The organism is [Flexibacter] sp. ATCC 35208, from assembly GCF_001975825.1.
GTDB lineage: Bacteria > Bacteroidota > Bacteroidia > Chitinophagales > Chitinophagaceae > Chitinophaga.
The window spans coordinates 1-17,051 of sequence record NZ_MTKN01000065.1 but is presented as its reverse complement, the minus strand read 5'-3'; the positions used below and the strand labels follow the sequence as shown (position 1 = coordinate 17,051).

The 17,051-nt window shown below is 40.1% G+C and carries 13 protein-coding genes; 5 read left to right on the top strand and 8 right to left on the bottom strand.

Features of this window, described 5'->3' with window-relative positions; genetic code table 11:
• Positions 1-69: 69 nt before the first annotated feature.
• Both BW716_RS28740 and BW716_RS28735 read right to left on the bottom strand, forming a co-directional pair.
• Complete coding sequence (locus BW716_RS28740) at positions 70-663, bottom strand: Crp/Fnr family transcriptional regulator (RefSeq protein WP_083729517.1); 594 nt, start codon at positions 661-663, stop codon at positions 70-72.
• Between the two features lie 232 nt (positions 664-895).
• Positions 896-1,495 carry a hypothetical protein gene (locus BW716_RS28735; protein ID WP_083729515.1) on the bottom strand — a complete coding sequence of 200 codons (600 nt, stop codon included), beginning with the start codon at positions 1,493-1,495 and terminating at the stop codon, positions 896-898.
• Positions 1,496-1,742: 247 nt separating this feature from the next.
• On the opposite strand from BW716_RS28735, the gene BW716_RS28730 reads away from it, so the two are divergent.
• The 5 genes from BW716_RS28730 to BW716_RS28705 all read left to right on the top strand — a co-directional run bounded on the left by BW716_RS28730 (position 1,743) and on the right by BW716_RS28705 (position 5,928).
• Positions 1,743-2,402, top strand: coding sequence for a hypothetical protein (locus tag BW716_RS28730; protein WP_083729513.1), 660 nt, complete (start codon positions 1,743-1,745; stop codon positions 2,400-2,402).
• Between the two features lie 773 nt (positions 2,403-3,175).
• Positions 3,176-3,700: a hypothetical protein gene (locus tag BW716_RS28720; RefSeq protein WP_083729509.1), complete on the top strand. Its 525-nt coding sequence runs from the start codon at positions 3,176-3,178 to the stop codon at positions 3,698-3,700.
• Positions 3,701-3,718: 18 nt separating this feature from the next.
• Positions 3,719-4,528, top strand: coding sequence for a hypothetical protein (locus tag BW716_RS28715; RefSeq protein WP_083729507.1), 810 nt, complete (start codon positions 3,719-3,721; stop codon positions 4,526-4,528).
• A gap of 386 nt (positions 4,529-4,914) precedes the next feature.
• Positions 4,915-5,562 carry a hypothetical protein gene (locus BW716_RS28710; protein WP_143709092.1) on the top strand — a complete coding sequence of 216 codons (648 nt, stop codon included), beginning with the start codon at positions 4,915-4,917 and terminating at the stop codon, positions 5,560-5,562.
• A 51-nt stretch (positions 5,563-5,613) separates the two neighbouring features.
• A complete protein-coding gene (locus BW716_RS28705) occupies positions 5,614-5,928 on the top strand; it encodes a hypothetical protein (RefSeq protein WP_083729503.1) in 315 nt (104 codons plus the stop codon).
• Positions 5,929-6,186: 258 nt separating this feature from the next.
• Here the strand turns inward: BW716_RS28705 and BW716_RS28700 are convergent, their stop codons facing one another.
• From BW716_RS28700 to BW716_RS28675, 6 genes are all read right to left on the bottom strand, one after another.
• Entirely contained in the window at positions 6,187-7,629 is a 1,443-nt protein-coding gene (locus BW716_RS28700; RefSeq protein ID WP_083729501.1) for a tetratricopeptide repeat protein, read from the bottom strand.
• Between the two features lie 392 nt (positions 7,630-8,021).
• A complete protein-coding gene (locus BW716_RS28695) occupies positions 8,022-8,588 on the bottom strand; it encodes a plasmid pRiA4b ORF-3 family protein (protein WP_083729499.1) in 567 nt (188 codons plus the stop codon).
• Positions 8,585-9,025 (bottom strand): hypothetical protein, encoded by a 441-nt coding sequence (locus BW716_RS28690; RefSeq protein ID WP_143709091.1) that lies wholly within the window; start codon positions 9,023-9,025, stop codon positions 8,585-8,587. The genes BW716_RS28695 and BW716_RS28690 overlap by 4 nt, the downstream gene beginning before the upstream one ends.
• Positions 9,026-9,710: 685 nt before the next feature.
• The gene (locus BW716_RS28685; RefSeq protein WP_083729495.1) at positions 9,711-12,953 is read right to left on the bottom strand and encodes a DEAD/DEAH box helicase; all 3,243 of its coding nucleotides are present in this window, start codon (positions 12,951-12,953) and stop codon (positions 9,711-9,713) included.
• Positions 12,954-12,976: 23 nt separating this feature from the next.
• On the bottom strand, positions 12,977-14,512 hold the full coding sequence (locus BW716_RS28680) for a hypothetical protein (RefSeq protein WP_083729493.1): 1,536 nt from the start codon (positions 14,510-14,512) through the stop codon (positions 12,977-12,979).
• Complete coding sequence (locus BW716_RS28675; RefSeq protein ID WP_083729491.1) at positions 14,509-16,632, bottom strand: hypothetical protein; 2,124 nt, start codon at positions 16,630-16,632, stop codon at positions 14,509-14,511. The genes BW716_RS28680 and BW716_RS28675 overlap by 4 nt, the downstream gene beginning before the upstream one ends.
• Between the last annotated feature and the right edge of the window lie 419 nt (positions 16,633-17,051).

The following is a 17,051-nucleotide window of genomic DNA, read 5'->3' as shown; positions in this document are numbered from 1 at the left end:
TTTTACATAGTCCTCTCAATCTGGTAATTCCATCTGATCTTTTTTTTAAAAGCGTTAAATACCGTTTCATCAGGGCTGTCTTCCTTTAACCGTATTGTTTCTGATCCTACTCAGCGATTTGGGAGCGATACCCAGATAGTTGGCAATATGGTACAAGGGGACTCTTTGCAAAATTTCCGGCGATTCTTCCATCAATATCAGGTAACGTTCTTTTGCATCGACTATCTGAAAGTGCAGGCTTTGTCGGACGATCTTCAAAAAAGCTCTTTCAACCAGAATCCGGAGCAGCCTTTCCAACGCTGGGATAGCAATAAGTAATTCATCCAGGTCCTTTTGATATAAAATATGTATCGCCGAATCTTCCAATGCCTTAATGTTGAGAAAAGAAGGGATGCCATTCAGCCGGCTATACATATCTCCAATCCATTCACCGTTGAAACCGAAATCAGTGGTATACTCCGTTCCATTTTCCAAAGAGCGGAAATAAACAAAAGCTCCCGATTGGACAAATGCCACGAAATCACAAACCCGGTCCTGGTATAAAACGTAATCTCCTTTTTTGATCTCCCTATAGTTTAGCCGTGCAGCAAATGTCTGCCACTCTTTATCGCTCAAGGAACAAAGGCTTTCAACCTGTTGTTTTAGATCCTGTTTATCTGTCATCCCACAAATACATATGAATTGTGGGACAAATTTACAAAAACAAAAAAGATTACTTAAATATTGTAAAACTATCAATGGGTCTGCGCAGGCTGCGTGTTGTGTGAACTACCTGCCAATGAGGCATAATACAATAGCTGTTTCATTGCAGGAGAAGATTGACCTATAATTGTCATGTCCTTGTGTGTATAGTTGCCACAAGCGAATAACATACGCACCCATAACATCATTAATCTTATTGTTTTTCCCATAACCTGAAACCTATACGGATGACCGGGGCAACATCTGCATTGGGTATCGTGTATTTTACGCCATTGAAATCGCGGGTTTTATCGCCCCGCAAATAAAAGTGAAGACCAGGTTGCAGGTAAATGTATTTCCCAAAGAAAAACTGGTAGCTGATCCCCCCGCCAAAGTCATTGCTCCGTATATCCTGGCGAATGCCGGTAGACTTTTGTTCAATGGCAAAGGTGTGCATTTCCAGAAATGTATAGAGTTCCAGGTTCTTCCAGATATTATATCCCAGGAAGATACCTGGAGATGTTTTGTAGAATCGTTTGAAATCATCCTTTTGGTTTTTCAGTCCGGCAGGTTCTGCATTGTAGTGGCCACCATTGATAATGCTTACTCTTACGCGGAATTTATCGTAGCGGAATCCTGCGGCGGCGTGGTACCCACCAGTAAAAAACATCGGGAAGAGCGATTCCGCTTCAATGGCTTGTTTAGCTTTATAATGCGGTGGATCAGGGTGCCAGAAACTGCTTTTCACACCATACTGTGCATGCAGTACCATCCCGTAAAAGAAGGCAATGGTCAATAATAGGTAACATTTCATCTTTGAAGTATTTTATCAATACCGCAAAGATGAAATGTTTACATCACGCCATTACTCCACATTTGTTACCAAATGAACAGGAAACTATCTTAATTTGCTTTTGCAACTGATAGCGATAAACTAAAAAACGGCTTTTTTTGAGCCTTATTATAGAAGTTATTACATTTGTTTCAGCCTCAACATCAAAATATCAACCAAAAGGAAGTAATCCATGTGATTCCAATTCTATACATACAACAACAATTAGATGAAAAACAAATCAAAACCAGTGCCTTTTATATTCGGGGTACTAGTATCGCTTCTTCCCATATTCACTTTCCTGAACTGCTCTGCACAATCCTACACCCTCAAGATAAAAAAGGGGGATTACTGGCTGGGAGGGGGCCTGGGTATACAGGGTTCTGTAGCTCCTATGGGGCAGTACATTGGCACGTCTGCCAGTCTTTCTGCCAAAGGAGGATATTTTGTAGCAGATAAGTTGTCAGTCGGGATAACCGTGACGGGGGGATATAGTATTGTGGACAAGAAAGACAAAGGTGTCTATAACCGTGGGATCAGTTTCCTGATGGGTCCTCTTTTGAATTATCACATTCCTATTTCCAGGAACTTCTTCCTTGAGCCGATTATCTGTACTACCTGGGGACCTGTAAGTGTGAAGAGCATGGTGAGTGCCAGTCCTGAGCAGTATGTAAAAGTGAAAGGTCATGCTTTTTGTGAGATTGGCGGGATAGGGCCTTTCTTTGAAGTCATTCCGCAGAAAGCGGAGTTTGGCGTACAGCTGCTGTTAGCGGTGTTACAGCAGAGTACGACCGTCTATGGATCAAACGGGGAGGCTGTTCCCGGGTCAAAGGTGTGGGACAATAAGACAGGGCCTGCAATGAACGTAGAGTTCAGATTGCATTTTTAATGTGATGCCCATTCTTCGGGAAGATTTAGCTCCCGATCTTACAGTTGACAGTTTTTAATTTGACGCCTCCATTTTTCTGAAGTGGCAGGATGGGATGGTTCATTTATAAGAAGGTGTTTCATAAATAAGGCACCCTTTTGCATAAAAATACTGTAATGTACAGTAGTATTTTAGCACCTCTTGCCATATTTAAATAAGGCAAGAGGTAAAACTTTGTTGGTAGTATTTTAAAGCACTCATCAGAATAAGTGAACACTTTTCCTTCCTGATCTAACTAAATGAGATGGTGCAGCTAACCACCGGTTAGAAAAACGCTGGCCGGGTTTTCTCCCGTTATCATAATAGTAGATTCTTTTGTCTTCTGCTCTGTTTAAGTAAGATTCAACTTTCATATCGTTGTGGCTTTGGGGCTATAGGAGACAGAAAGCAATGGATATGCCGCGCCACAGGACTGTGGCATTGGATTTAATCTTGGGTTTTGACCGCTTCGGTAAGAAAAGGTGTGAGTTGTACGGCAATTTCTGCTTGTCATGCTGCTTGTCAATAATAGTGGCAGAATGCGTAAAAAAGGCGGCAAAAATTGACTTCGACATAAAACAAAAATGGTTGTAAGTATTTAACTTACAACCATTTTACGTGCCCAGTAGCGGAGCATTCTCGAACCAATTGGGTTTAATTTTTAATAAATTAAATAATACTTGATTCATGGCCATGAAGTTGGGAATGTTATGATATGTTACCTTTTAAAGGTTTCTATCTCTTAAGGGTGGTGGGTGCATGGAGTTCTAGCTCCCAATCATCTCTACATTAAACATATTGACGAGAAAGGACAATGGGTCAATGTTGAATTAACAAATGCCGGTTTCCCAAGAGATCAATGGATAATCAAGGAGTTAGCCATTTCAGTAGAAGCTATAAAGCAGGGAACATACATGACGCCTTTAACGGAAAAGCAATCAATTGCTTTTGCAATGTTTGATCTGGCTTGTGCTTACAGGTTTCAGCATGGTTATGATACCTTTCTTTTAAAGATAATGAATACAGCTTTAACTTATTACCCAAAGTGTGTCCCCCTGTTAATGATCAAGGCTAACTTCTTTAGAGCAATTTGTTTGACTGAGCTGAAAAAGGCCCATCCAGATATTGCATTTGTGAAGAACAATTATGATCTGTACAAAAACAATCAGGGAACAATTGATCAGCTAGGATATAAAGATATGCCTGCAGAACTTTATGAAGATTGGGTAAAGTCTGTTGAAAGAGAGAAAATCAAAAGAAGGGGCCTGCCAGCAAAATAAATATAATAATATTGCCAAATGAAAAAGAGAATTTTACTTTATACCTTGCTACATCTATCCGCCACTGCATTTTGCCAAGACACATACAAAGACCCATATGCAATTTTTGGACATAAGTCGAATACAAAATATGAAACAATTGTTGACGAAATGCTTTATGTGAAAAATGGAGATACTACTTCCCCGATTAAAGCAATGGCTTTCAATGTAGAGAATAATGTTGTATTAATATTCGGAAAGAATGATAGTTTAATTGATAAGAAAGATATTCAGCCTGAACAAGTGCTCCGGTTTATATCAAGTGACCCTTTGTCTGCCCAATATCCGGAACTTACACCATATCAATTTGCAAGTAATAGACCAATACAAGCAACTGACATAGATGGTTTAGAAGCCTATTTTAACAACAGCGGTGAGTTTATCAAATGGGGACGAGACAAATCCCAAACGGCGCCTGTAATATTTGTTAGTGGTAGCACATCGATTCAATTAAAAACGGTTAATATTTCGCAATTCATTAACAGAGTTCACTGGGCATATGGAGAGGGTGGCGGTACAGCTGCTGATTACTTTGCTTCCACAATTAATAATGCGGCAAATAAGTTTGGTGAAGATCAAATGTATGCAGGAATGACGACAAAGATGAAAGCAGATAAGGTTCCGATAACATCTGAGAATCAAAAGAAAATTTACTTTTATCAGACTATGCCCGCAGGCAAAGAAAAAGTAAATGATAATTATACTGGTTTCAATACGTTGGTTGGTGGCGAAGATCTGACCTCTTTACCAAATATTAATGCCGATAAAAAAGACGATTTAAAACTGTAGATTCGTAAAACGAGGATTAGAGAAGGAATTGTTGCAGCTAAAAAGGTACTGACTGGAGAAACAACGGATTTAGTTGCTGGTGCGACTAAATGGGGGTCGGGTTCTGGAAGTCAGGCGGAAAAAGCTAATAGGGATCAGAGTACGCAAGGCACTGTAATTACAAAGGTAAATCAGAATACAGGATTCATAAATACTACTACCTGGTTTTATTTGCCCAAACCATGGACTCAACGAACAGGTAACACAACTGGGAAAATCAATGAGGTTAATTTGGATAAACAGAAAATACATTGAAATTGAGTTATAGAATTATTTTGTATGGATTTTTTTTGTCGTGGTCTTGCCTGGGATATACGCAGGGTTTTAGGAACCTAAGACAATACGTTTTGCAAGACAGTTTGTCTGACTACGGTTTTGGCCTCGAGAAGACTACTATTGTTGAAGATACAGGAGTTCACATGTTCTCTCTTAATAGCTTGCTTGATTCTAATATATTGTTCAGAGAGATTACTGACGATAGTATAAGAGTAGTAGTTAATGGGGATGAAGTAGAAGCTAAAGTGTCTTATAAGAATGAAATGTTGGACCAGTTTTATGTTTATAAGAATGGTAAATTACTAGCAAAGCACAAATATCCTAATGGACTTTTTTTTGAATCTGCGGGATATCTGATGATGTATCGGGGAAGCACTTGGTTTGTAATGTATAGTACCCCCAAATTTTTAGGATCTACTACTTTGATTCAAAATGAAGGTGTAATGGTAAACTTGAATACATTCCAAGTGTATAATTTACCAGATTGGCAGAGCACAAATAGTCTTTTGTGTTTTACGGACTATAACCTGGATGGTACACTGGATTATGTTCAATTTAAGGGTGGAATTGATAAGGAGGTGAAATTTTTCCAAATTGGTAAAGACTCGTTCATTCCAGATAAGAGATTTTTATTAAAGATGTCTGTCTGGGATAGTAGAACGTACTTCTTAGATAGCTTAAACAGTAAGATTCCTCCAGTATATCACGATGTTTTTTGATGTTTATGTAAAAGGAATATAATAGGCTCAACAAGTCCAACCGTCAAAGATATGTTAAAAGAGGCGAAGCTATATCATCGAAACGATTTAGAAGCATTTGAAGAAGTTAATCTTCAATGCGACGCATTGCAAAAAATACCACACGCAATTAAAAATCATTTCATTCCTCTACATGTTAAATCCAACGGCAATATAAATTTTTACAATCTTCTTGCCGCACATTATCCATCAAATACAAAGATTGAGGAATTTAAGATCGTCAATAAGGGAAGATATTCCTGCAATAAACCGCATGAATTTGAAATTGACAGATTTACACTTCAATTTGATGTTGCAGGACATCTAATTAAAGCACAGAAACGATAGTTACCTTTCGAACATAAATCCGGAATCGAACCTATTGGTACTTGATTATAAATCATTTATAAACTATCCATAAATACTGAAAAGCAGAGAATCCGCTACTAGAGCGAACTTTCTGCTTTTGGTGCCCAGTAGCGGAGCGTATTCGAAGCAAATGATATTGATTTTGTGTTCATTAATTCAATAATTGACAATTTGCCGCTTCTAATGTGCACATGAAGCGCAAACAGCCGAAATCAGGTAAATTATTTTGTTCAATACTTATATAGTCGGATCTGGCATTAATAAACGGATTAAGTTATCCATTTCCACCGTACTTTCGAGCGATTTACTCACCAATTCCATTACGCGTATGGACCGCTGTAAATCCAGCATGTCTAGTAATTTGTGTTGCTTGTCTCTTAGCAAATCGTCAGGCATAATTTCTAATAATCTGCCATAAAAGTCGGCCATTACATGATCTTCTATTGAAGTATAATAGAATAGCCATGCTGTATTGAAATGCATAAATTCATTAATATGAAATGAGCTACGGTGACTATATAGCTCGAAAAGATATTTTTTTGAATTAAATACAGCAGGCATTTCATTTGCCCGGTCGTTGGCGACGAGATAATCGGCGTATATCGTTTTGCCTACGAGATAGTCTGGGAACAATCTCAACGTTTCAAAAATTTCTGCTTCCGCACGTTCATAATCATTTAAAAGTAGATAAGCATTGTACTGATAATTCCTAAACAAAGGATTGTTTGGCCATCTTTTGATGCAATCCTGGATCGAGGACAAAACTTTTTTTATCTCTTTGGTGGTTGCTCCGTTTTTAGTAATCTGGGAATATATCTTCTCAATGGCAGTATTCTCTTCCGGTGTTTTTATATACTCATTTTCATCTCCTTCTTCATGCCAATCTACCCCCTTGTCAGCAATAGACAGTTCAACGGCTAAATCCAGCCCCCGATTTTCAAGATCTGGTTTCGTGATGGCCATTAAAAAAATATAAGAGAATTCTTGCCTAAACCTGCTATGATTTTCCGGAGAAATGTTATTAATAAATGATTTCCAATCATCGATCTTCCATAAATGACAATCTGGAAAATCATCCTCCAATTCTTCATCTTCATAGTCTTCATCAAAATAACCATCTTCTTCAATAATCCCTTCATTTTCTAAGACGGTATAATGATATCCCCCTTCTCCAGCAAACTTTTTAAGGCAGGCCAAAGCTGAAGGATTACTATCCGAAGATGGTACAATTAAGTGGGGCAATCCGTCCTCATCCCCGGTATGAACTTCAATCAAAGGTACCTTTTCATCATCTTCTTCAAGTAAATACTTCGTCACGTTAACAAAATCCCGGTGCTGAGGAATATGGTATTCTGATGCCAGCTCTTGTCCTGCAAATATGATGTTATGAGCCAGGGGATATTCAATTTCTACCATTTCATTTTCCATCTCATGTACGTCCAGCAGTTCCTTCACGTCGTCCTCGTCGTGGTTAAAACCGTAGAAGGTGTCCTTAACACCCAGGCAAAGTAAATCTACCAGGTATCCAGCAAAAGTAAAGTTCCCATTCGTATGTTTTCGTATGACGATTACATGAGCGAACATGCTGCTATTCCAATCAGCATTTACCAGACAACGATCTATCTTCAGCGTCCTTGCACGCGTTTTAATATATTTTTCAGGAGAAATGGATTGATTCATTTTTAATTCTATTTTAAAAAAAATATAGCACAACACGCATCACTGTGAGGTTTACCGATAATATAAATACAACTTTATTCACTTGACATTTGGCTATCGGGAAATGCAATTTCCAACTTCACTTTCTTTTTTCCTAGAAATTATTGTTAGGCTGGAAATTTTAATTTGATATCCTGGGGACCCTAAAATTTTTCATGACAGCGGGGCATTGTTGAGACTGATTTTATCATACCCATAAAATCACCCATAAATACCCATATAATTATTGGATGTCTTCAAAACAATAAAGGCTGAGATATCATCGCCGGCTTTCGTCATTTTAGTACTTGGTAGTGGCGTGTTTTCGAACCAATTGATGTTGATTATTAATAGGCTGTATGAACAGTAATCTATCATTTTGCTAGTAGTAAAAGTCTTTTGTTAGTTTCTCTTATACTGCATAATTCTGCGTTCCATTTTTCTCCGTCGACGAGACCAAGCCACTGAATATATTGGGCTTTTCCCGGATGACTTTTTTTGTTTAGTATCTTCACCATTTGGTAATATCCGGACAAACCACCAACATCTTCTGGAGGGCATGCTCCTTTTCCATCGATACAATACGGAGCATTTAAATCTCCTGCAAGCGTTTTTTCAAAGATAATCTGATGGTCCCATCCATCTCCAAAATCATAGATATAGCAATATGTTTGACCTTCTTTTTTAAATATGCGGCTTACCTTTGTTTTTCGCGCATCAATAGTTGTGACCTCTGGATCGATATCGTCTCCAGGGTAGCCATAACAAATCTTATCCATAAATCCAGTTTGGGAAAACTGAAACAGGTGACTGTTTTCCCAGCCGAATGCACCTTGAATAGCCATGTGTAATTTGTATAAAGTATAATCGGCGGGAACGGCAATTCTTCTCCATACTAAAGGATCACTTTCCTTTAATGTAATAAGAAATTGGTAGATCATTTTTTTATTTGTTTGTCTTTAATCGAGGTTTTCACCAGTTGATAATGTTGTTGCAACCGGTTGACATACGCTACGTCAGTATTGAGAATGTCAGTTAAAATTTCGAGCCATCTTTGGGCAAATTGTGATTGAGTGGCAAAAGTTGTTAATGCTGGTCCTTTGAATTCGGCAAGCATTTCATCATCGCCCCCCATCCATTCTTTATAAAAAGCAAGCTCCTCCCAACCATAACTGATTGTAGCTAAGGGAGCATCGAACGCTTGATTAACTACGTTAATATATACATTTCGACAATCACAATCGAGATCGGTGCAATACAGTTCGAGAAGTGCATAAGTTCCTCGAGGAAGCCCTGTGATTTTCTGGTCCACGACGGTTATCACTCTGGTTTCCTTTTGAGCCATTTCCGGAAATAAGTTACCAAATGCTGTATGCAAAGTATTGAGGCTTTGATGAATAGCAAACTTCGTAAATTCTATGAAATTCCGGAAGAATTACATTGTTATGCAAATCATCGTCTCGTATTCGATCGAACCGAAATGGTGTTGAAAATTAATGAGTTATGCTATAGGTTAAATGCATGTAAAAAGGCAAGACCCGCTCTATGAGCGGGTCTTGCCTTCTTTGTGCCCAGAACTGGAATAATATCTGTCTGGTTATTAATACCTTACAGTCGCGGAATGTCGAATTGGTGTCGGTGCTTTTAGAGAGCGGGGAAGTGAGCCTGTTAAGCGCTTTTTAGCTCTTTTTCACCTGTCTAAATGAAGATAAGAATATTATTGTAAATGCTGTCAAATTGAAATTTTTTCAATGATGCTGTTAGGGTACCTATTTAGCAGTTTTTTATACTACTCAATTCTAAATTTTGTCCATAATAATTCAGGGTTAGCCAACTGTTATACTATCTTATTTAGGACTACAAGATTCTGCAATTCCATGCAAAAAATAAAGTAAAACGATGAATCCCAGTATTGCAGTAGTCCAAAATGCGAGTCAGCACGAAACTGAAATCATAACCACCAAATAACAGTACTTGCCAACATGATGTATTTACTCTGGAACTTAGTATATGTGCCTATGCCAGTAATTCTTTGAAGGCAATTTGCAACTATTAAATATACTTTAGGGGCTACAAAACACTTTTAATTGCGCGCCCAATGAGCCAACAGCGGCTAGCGTGTTTTGAAGAATAAGCCCAGCCTGTATAGCTTCTGGGGCAGGTTTTCCTTTGGCCATTTCTCCTAAAAAACGATTTCTTGAGAAAAGCTTTCCCATTACTAACCAAACCTCCCGTTCAGCGGACGCATTATATTTAACCTCTTCAATTTTCTGCCAAACCTTTTTTGAGTCGGCTTTTTGCAAATTCCGCGTTTTGTTAAAATACCGTAACCGCGTATTTACAGTCAAATCGATACCCTGCTTGGTATTCACAAATTTATAGGGTTTTTCTAACCGGTCAAGATGCTTCGGTGCCGTCCTGTCGAACATACTGATATAATGAAGGTTCTTTACTGCCTGGTTACAAACTTCGCTGATTTTGGAAGCTCCATAAAGAGAAGAAGTTTTGGCAGGATCGTTACCAATGCCTTTGACATGTATTAAAACCAACTTCCCATTGTGAAGAAGTATGAAGTCGGCAATCTCAGTACCTAGGTCATCACAGACCAATAATTCTGTGTCGTCGAAATGAACAGCCATCTCGGTTTTTGTGCCATCTACATGCACTCCAAGGTTATCAATCAATCCAAATAGGCAAGAAGGGTCCCAGCCGGTTCCATCGGGTTTTGCCTTTTTCCCTTTCTCTGAGTGCAACAAGCTCAACACTGTGGCTCCGATAAGAATGTTTGTTAACGGGAAACTTTTAAGTTCAAAGCCTTTTCCATATTTTAAAACCGGCCGGTAGAAATGGCCATTGGCATACAGGTTATGGGATGATGCGAGTATCCTAAATGATTGCTTCCTATTCAAAACACTTAGAAGCCCGGCAGCTTTTTGATTGGATTTAGATATCAATATTTCATCTTTTGAAGAGTCTTCAAGTTGTAGCTTGAATTTCTTGCTCGCCATGTTAAATTCAATAAATACAGTATGCTGTATAGCGGTGCCCTCTGTGTTTTTAACGGGAAGAATAAATTGATGCTTTTTTTTATTGGGTTGAACATACTCAATCTCCAGGCATCGGTCAGGAATTATCGAATCCCAATCGTCACCCGATTCAAGATCAAATTCGTTTTCTATATCAAATAAGTCTATTAGGATATTTTCCGGTATCATATCCTCAGGCGTTACTTCCGGCAAATGAATTGCATATCTATCAAAGAGGCTATTGTACCTGCGGTCAGAGTCCCGCACAAGGGCCATTAAATAATCCAGCCACTTGATATATTCTCCTGCAGTCAGGTAACCGGCCTCAGTCTGGCTTATTCTGCCTTTTGAAAACCCCAGGTAAGATCTTAATTGTACAGGCTTTAATGCCGGGATATCTTTTTTTTTATCACTTTTGTAATCTTTAAATGGTTTTTTATCCATATATGATCCAAAAGCGGAACCAAGAAAATGTGAAAAATCATTCAAGTAGGGAGTGGTGTTGGCGATCGATGGTCCCGTAAAGGAGTGGTCCCTGGGGTCCCTGGAACCTATATTGGCATTTTTTAAATAGATACGGTGCAAAACCGTAGTGTCATCTTCGATAAATATTTTCTTTAATAGAGCTGGCTCAATCGCAAGGCCAATCCCACAATCGTCCCTCCCTATAGGCAAAGAGCCGGAACTGTCGTAAAAAGCGATGTAATCTGCAAACTCTTTTATGAAGCAAATATCATGGCTAATGGTGGGGAAATATTCCTCTCCGAGAAATGGTGAGTTTGCGATAGTAAAATAATAATATAACAGGGCATTGCTGTCTATACCGTTTTTATAAAACAGACGATCCCTTTCCTCAAATTCGAATTCCAATACTGTTGAAAATTCGGAAAGCTTAAAGCTGGGTAGCTTTTGCAGCAAGTTTACTTTTAGTGGTAATTTGATATTTTCAAACACCTGTTTTTGAGACCAGCTATTAAAAGCTCCGGGATTAAATTTCCCCCTAAATCGCTTGTCAACATAAGCTTTCATCTCAAGAGAGCTGTTAAACTTTTCAAACACTTCTCTGTTAAACGCCTTAATTAACGCCCCGGTTTTATCCAGTTCCAGGAAGTCTTTCCAGTCCTTTTCAAGATCAACGCCCGTCCAGTTAAATACATAAGCTGGCTCGTCTAATTGTCGGGGATTTCGTATAATCCTGCCGATTTGCTGGATTAGGGATCGCGTATTCCTCAAAGGTTCAAATATAGCCAGCATCTGAAAAGAAGGGTCATCAATTCCCTCTAGTAGTTTATATTGATGTATCCAAATAAAGGCAAGTTCTTTTTCGGGTTCACCCGGAACCCTGTGGTAAAAATTGTCCTTTAACTTTCTTTTTTGGCCCTTCTTTCTTTTTGAATCTTCAAATGTTTCATGTATCGCAATACAATCATAACCTCGTTTGTAAAATTCTTTTGCCAGCCGCTTTATCGAATCCGGGTTGTCACAATTGATAATGAGCTTTGGCGTTCGGCTCTTGGCTTTTTCAAACGCTTGATTATACTCTTCCAAAATACTATCGACAAATATAGGTATGGAGAGCGAGGGGCCTTTTTGAACAAAAACAACCTTTCGCAGGTAATTTTGCGCCAACAAAGTGTCATAGCTGATAAAATGAGCAAGCGGCCAGTCAATATCGAACTGCTTAAAGTCATTGCGAAACGGAGTGGCTGAAAATATGATTCTTGGACATTTAAATTCCCTGATAGTATCGCTCCATGATTCAGCAGGTTCGTAGTGCCCCTCATCAAAAATTACTAGCTCTGCTTCCCTTAGCAAAGCTTGATACTCGTCTGTCTTCTCCCTTTTTAAGTAGTCTATTTTCTGGATTGTCGCGACTAAAACAACCCCGTTTTCGGGATATGCGTCAATTGGCTTGTCATAGAGAAATACTTTTTTGGGTAGCTCTTCTGGAAGGTGTATTTGCTTTTTTCTAACAAAGAAATTCTGCCCTTCCGCATTCTCCTTCCCACCAATCTCTGTTTTCAATTGTTCGGTCACAGCAATCCTAGGGCTTACAACAAGTACCAATCCTTTGATTTGCTCATAATATACGGAGAGGAAGGCAATAATAGCTGATTTACCACTCCCTGTAGGCATTGCAACAAGCCCGGTCTTCAACTCGTTTTTGGCCATCGCACGGGCATCTTTATATTTATCACAATATTTAATACAGCTATAAACTGCCTCCTGTTGGTAATCCCTAAGAGATTGAAATGCTTTTTCCTGGTATGATATGCTCATGCTGATGACAAAAAAAGGGGTTGTTAGGTTCGTACAGTTAACTCTACAAACAATTTAGTAATGTCTATATTTTCTTTAAACACAGTCCACTCTTTTGTACTAAGGGCATCTGGCTTTTTTATTAGCACATTTTCTGCTGGGTAATTCTTGTCTGCCGAAACAACAAGCCTTCCCTTTGTTTTTTGCTTTAACTTAGTTAATAATGGCTTAAAAGGAATACCGTTATATTGTTTCTCTTTTTCAGGTACCAATGCGACGAGATCCGGGCTTGTCATCAGCTCCAGCCCCTTCGCCTTCAGGGTTGCATTATGGCTGGAATGATGCCCTGCTTTGTAGCAAACTGTACGCTCAAGCAAAGATGCTGCATTGAGTTTTTCTTTATTGCCATTATGCTCAATCTCCCATTCAAGTTCGTGCCAACTCAACCAGTTACCTACCTGCGCGTCACCTGGGAAAAGCAGTACCTTGCCGCTCTCAATAAACTCAATAGCCAGCGCAAGGCTCGTGTTGTTGGTATCGGTGTCCATTTGCATCGCGAGAGCACCGGCCATATCCAGCCAGTCGTCATCGATTGTTCGGTAGGCTTCCCAGGCATGAAAGTAAGAATTCTTTAAATATTGCTGAGCCTGGGCCTCAATAGCAGTCATGCATGTTACCGTGCCAAACGGCCTGCCATTATCTGCAGAGGTATCGCCAGGATTTCCAGTTTCCCTTTCCTTACCCGCGATCACGCCCTCCACAAATCCAGCCAGTGAGCTATCCCCGAAATACACTTCCTTTTTAACACCGCTGGAAGGAGCAGCCTTATTGAGCAACTTATTTTTAGGCGGTCCAAGCACATATATACGGATGCCGGGCAGCTTCTGCTGGTCAATTACAACTTTGCCGGGGGACATATACCTGATTCCTGCACCCGCTTTATTGGCCAATACTCGGATATTATCCATGGCATCCTGTGTGTCCTGGCTTATTTTATATTTCTCCTTTACTTTTATGCCTCCAGCTGTTGTTTTAGTAAGCGCGACAGGTCCCAGGAAACCCATCACAGCTTCAAGTGATTCTGTGTAAGCCCGTCTCGCTGCCATAATACCCTCTCCTCCAACCTGCTGTTTGTAAAATTCCGCCTTCGAAGTATTGCATTCTTTCAGCCTGTCGGCAGCAATTTTCAATGCTTTGACTCTTTTTAAAAGACCATTATTTAAAATTTTCGCGTCAACATCATCCGGGTCCTCTGTCCACGCCATCCAGAGTTCGCCAATTCCAAAATTATCAAAGAGTTTTTCACGTGGATGAAAACCCGACACATGATCCCAGTGTTCGTGCGTGACAGCAAGTATATCCAGGTGGGGGGCGGTTTTTCGGCTCTTGCCCAGTAGAGCTTTTGAAATATCATCTCGTACATTTATCAGTGATACCCCCTCGACTTTATCATTGAGTTTTAACCCGCAGTCAATCAGCAGGCTGCATTTGCGTTGCGCTCCTACAAAAAAACGAAGCAGGAAACAATCACCAAAACCGTGGCGGTACATGCGGACTTTAATGGAATCGATGTTTTTCATGCTTCTCCGAGTTGATGGTTAAAAGAATGCATAAAAGCAAATGGTCCTGACAACGCAGCGAGCGTTTCATTACTAAAATACACTTCGCCTTTTTTGCCGTCAAGATCATTGGTATATCTGAATTGCTGCTCAATCCTCCCCACATCGTCAATATCTTTTTTTACAGCATATTTTAGTTCAAGTTTATCAAGGTCAAATATCAGCGTGCAGCCGCCCCTGAAGACAAAACCATTAGGAGGGACGTCTTTAGAAGGATTAAAATAACCTGTGATAGAAAACACGTCGTCTTCATTTACGGCAGCTATGATCCCTCTTTTTTGGACCAGGGTAACAATGACATGATTTACATTCGTATCAGCCGGGGTGATTCGGCTGGCAAGCCAAAGATTATCTACAGCATAAGTAGCCGTTTGTGATCTGGCCGAATAGTTTAGCCCCATTTTATCGCAATCGGCTTGGTTCATAGGAAAAAGCAAGCCTGAAAGTTCCCCGAAACGGTCGCCAGAATTGGACATAATGAATTTTTGGTTAATTCGTGAATAGAGCCCCATATGGGCATCCGGGCCGCCTGCAATAAATTCTTTCGTCTTATTAAAGATTGTTTCTCTGTCGGTTTCATACGCAATAGCTTCCTTAAATCGTCTTAGGAACTCAATGAATATCTCTTTATTACTATCTATAAGGTTTAATTCAGGGAACGGTTCGTAAATGAGTGATTCAACTGACATTGTTTTAACGCCAATGGGGTAAATCCCTCTTTTTTGAAAAGCTTCAATAAAGGCAACTCTGTAATTTTTTTCATCATAGGGCACCATATCGGCATCAGCGGTAATAATGGCTCTTAGATAATCGCCAAAATTAATATCTACGGGCGGGCAATAATCCAGTGCCCTGACACAGATGCGCAGTACCCGCGAAGCTGTATCGGCCGCAGTAGCGGAGAGCAATTCTACCATATCAGGGTGTAACTCACCTTCCCGCAAAATACCCGAGCCGTCTGAGGCCACACGAAGGTATATTCTTATGCGCTGTTTATAAATCGTAAGGAAGGCGTCAAAAATGGCCGCTACGAGAATGGCTCCCCGGTCATGAAATTCCATTTTTGTCACATAGTCATCGGGGTCCGGCTTATTAGCTATCCACTCTCCTGTATCCGGGTCATTATGGCCGATGGCATCACGCAGGCTGCTGTAGCCCCCTAACGCTTTCCCAAACTGCTGGGCGAGTTGGCCAAGCAGGTTTTGGGATGCCAGGTCACCCCTTGTGCGGGATATTTGGTGCCTTAGCACTTCGGGAAAACTAAAATGTTGAAAAAGTGCTACCAAGTCTGCAAAGGCTTCATGGAATGCCCTGGTATCCGGGTGGGTGTCCTCAATGAAACGCTGACGGAGGCCATCAAGTATTGCATGCGTGGTCTCATGGGCAATAATGTCATGGCTAAGGCATGTGAACACTGTTCCCCCGGGCAATTGTAACTGGATATTGGCTGGCTTGGCTGGGAAATATCCGAATAACAGGCTTTTCTTGTAAGGGTTATAATAAGCGTTCGCCTGCCTCAAAGCATGTGGGTAAATCCGCAGTCTCTCCACAAAATCTTCGTCTATCTTTCCAGGCTTGTCCTTGTTCAAAATAAGGTGAGGCGACCATTGTATCTTTCGGCCAAGGGCTCTCTCAAAGTTTTTAATTGTGGTCATTACGACAGCGTAAACCATTTGCTGGTGGAATTGCGGGTTACTTACACTGGGATTTAGGCCGTCCTGTGCCAGTAGGAAAGGATCATTAAGGTCGACAGGGGAGTAAAAATAAGCAGAAGCAGGATCATAATCAATGATCTCAATATATTCCCCCGCAGGAACAGTTTTATAGAACGATGCAGTTTCTGAGGTATTGGTTTTGATCTTTAACTTATAGCCAGGTACCGGCTTGACGCTCATGTCAGTTTCTGGCGATGGAGCAGGGGGATCGGCAGGATCCAGATCCTCCCACTCCACTTTATAAGTAATTATGTTCATATCAACCATATCTGTCGTAAGAGAGAGAGAGGGATCAAATGCATAGGCTCTTAGTTTACGGACAGAGGGTTTACTCAGCTTAGTTAGTTTGGATTGCAGAGCAGGCATTGATATTTATTTAAGGTGGTCAAGTAATATAAAAAACTTTTTTGAGTCCTGCAAGCTTTTAGGAGTATTAAGGTATGTCGTTGTTTTTAATGATTGAATAGCTGCTACAAATGATAAGATCAGGAGGGCTGGCCGGTCCAAAGCCGAATTTGCGATCTGCAGGGGCCACAGTAAGATTCTTCTCAATGTAGTTGATGCGCGACTGTCGGAATTTTGAATGAGATTTAAATCCATCATTATATTAGTCCACCGGTGGGAACGCCATTTTATGAAGGGTATAGATGGTCCAGGGCTGTAGGGGAATTGAAAATGGTGATTTAGCATCAAATGAGGGCTTTAGATGCCTTACTAGAAGGGAAAATCAAGAATATTGATAATTAACTATCTACAACATGAAGTACTAAGAACATGTTTAAAAT

Bases quoted from the DNA above. Each gene is read 5' to 3' on its own strand.
- BW716_RS28740 (WP_083729517.1), bottom strand. From the start codon at position 663: ATGACAGATAAACAGGATCTAAAACAACAGGTTGAAAGCCTTTGTTCC.
- BW716_RS28735 (WP_083729515.1), bottom strand. From the start codon at position 1,495: ATGAAATGTTACCTATTATTGACCATTGCCTTCTTTTACGGGATGGTA.
- BW716_RS28730 (WP_083729513.1), top strand. From the start codon at position 1,743: ATGAAAAACAAATCAAAACCAGTGCCTTTTATATTCGGGGTACTAGTA.
- BW716_RS28715 (WP_083729507.1), top strand. From the start codon at position 3,719: ATGAAAAAGAGAATTTTACTTTATACCTTGCTACATCTATCCGCCACT.
- BW716_RS28705 (WP_083729503.1), top strand. From the start codon at position 5,614: ATGTTAAAAGAGGCGAAGCTATATCATCGAAACGATTTAGAAGCATTT.
- BW716_RS28700 (WP_083729501.1), bottom strand. From the start codon at position 7,629: ATGAATCAATCCATTTCTCCTGAAAAATATATTAAAACGCGTGCAAGG.
- BW716_RS28695 (WP_083729499.1), bottom strand. From the start codon at position 8,588: ATGATCTACCAATTTCTTATTACATTAAAGGAAAGTGATCCTTTAGTA.
- BW716_RS28685 (WP_083729495.1), bottom strand. From the start codon at position 12,953: ATGAGCATATCATACCAGGAAAAAGCATTTCAATCTCTTAGGGATTAC.
- BW716_RS28680 (WP_083729493.1), bottom strand. From the start codon at position 14,512: ATGAAAAACATCGATTCCATTAAAGTCCGCATGTACCGCCACGGTTTT.
- BW716_RS28675 (WP_083729491.1), bottom strand. From the start codon at position 16,632: ATGCCTGCTCTGCAATCCAAACTAACTAAGCTGAGTAAACCCTCTGTC.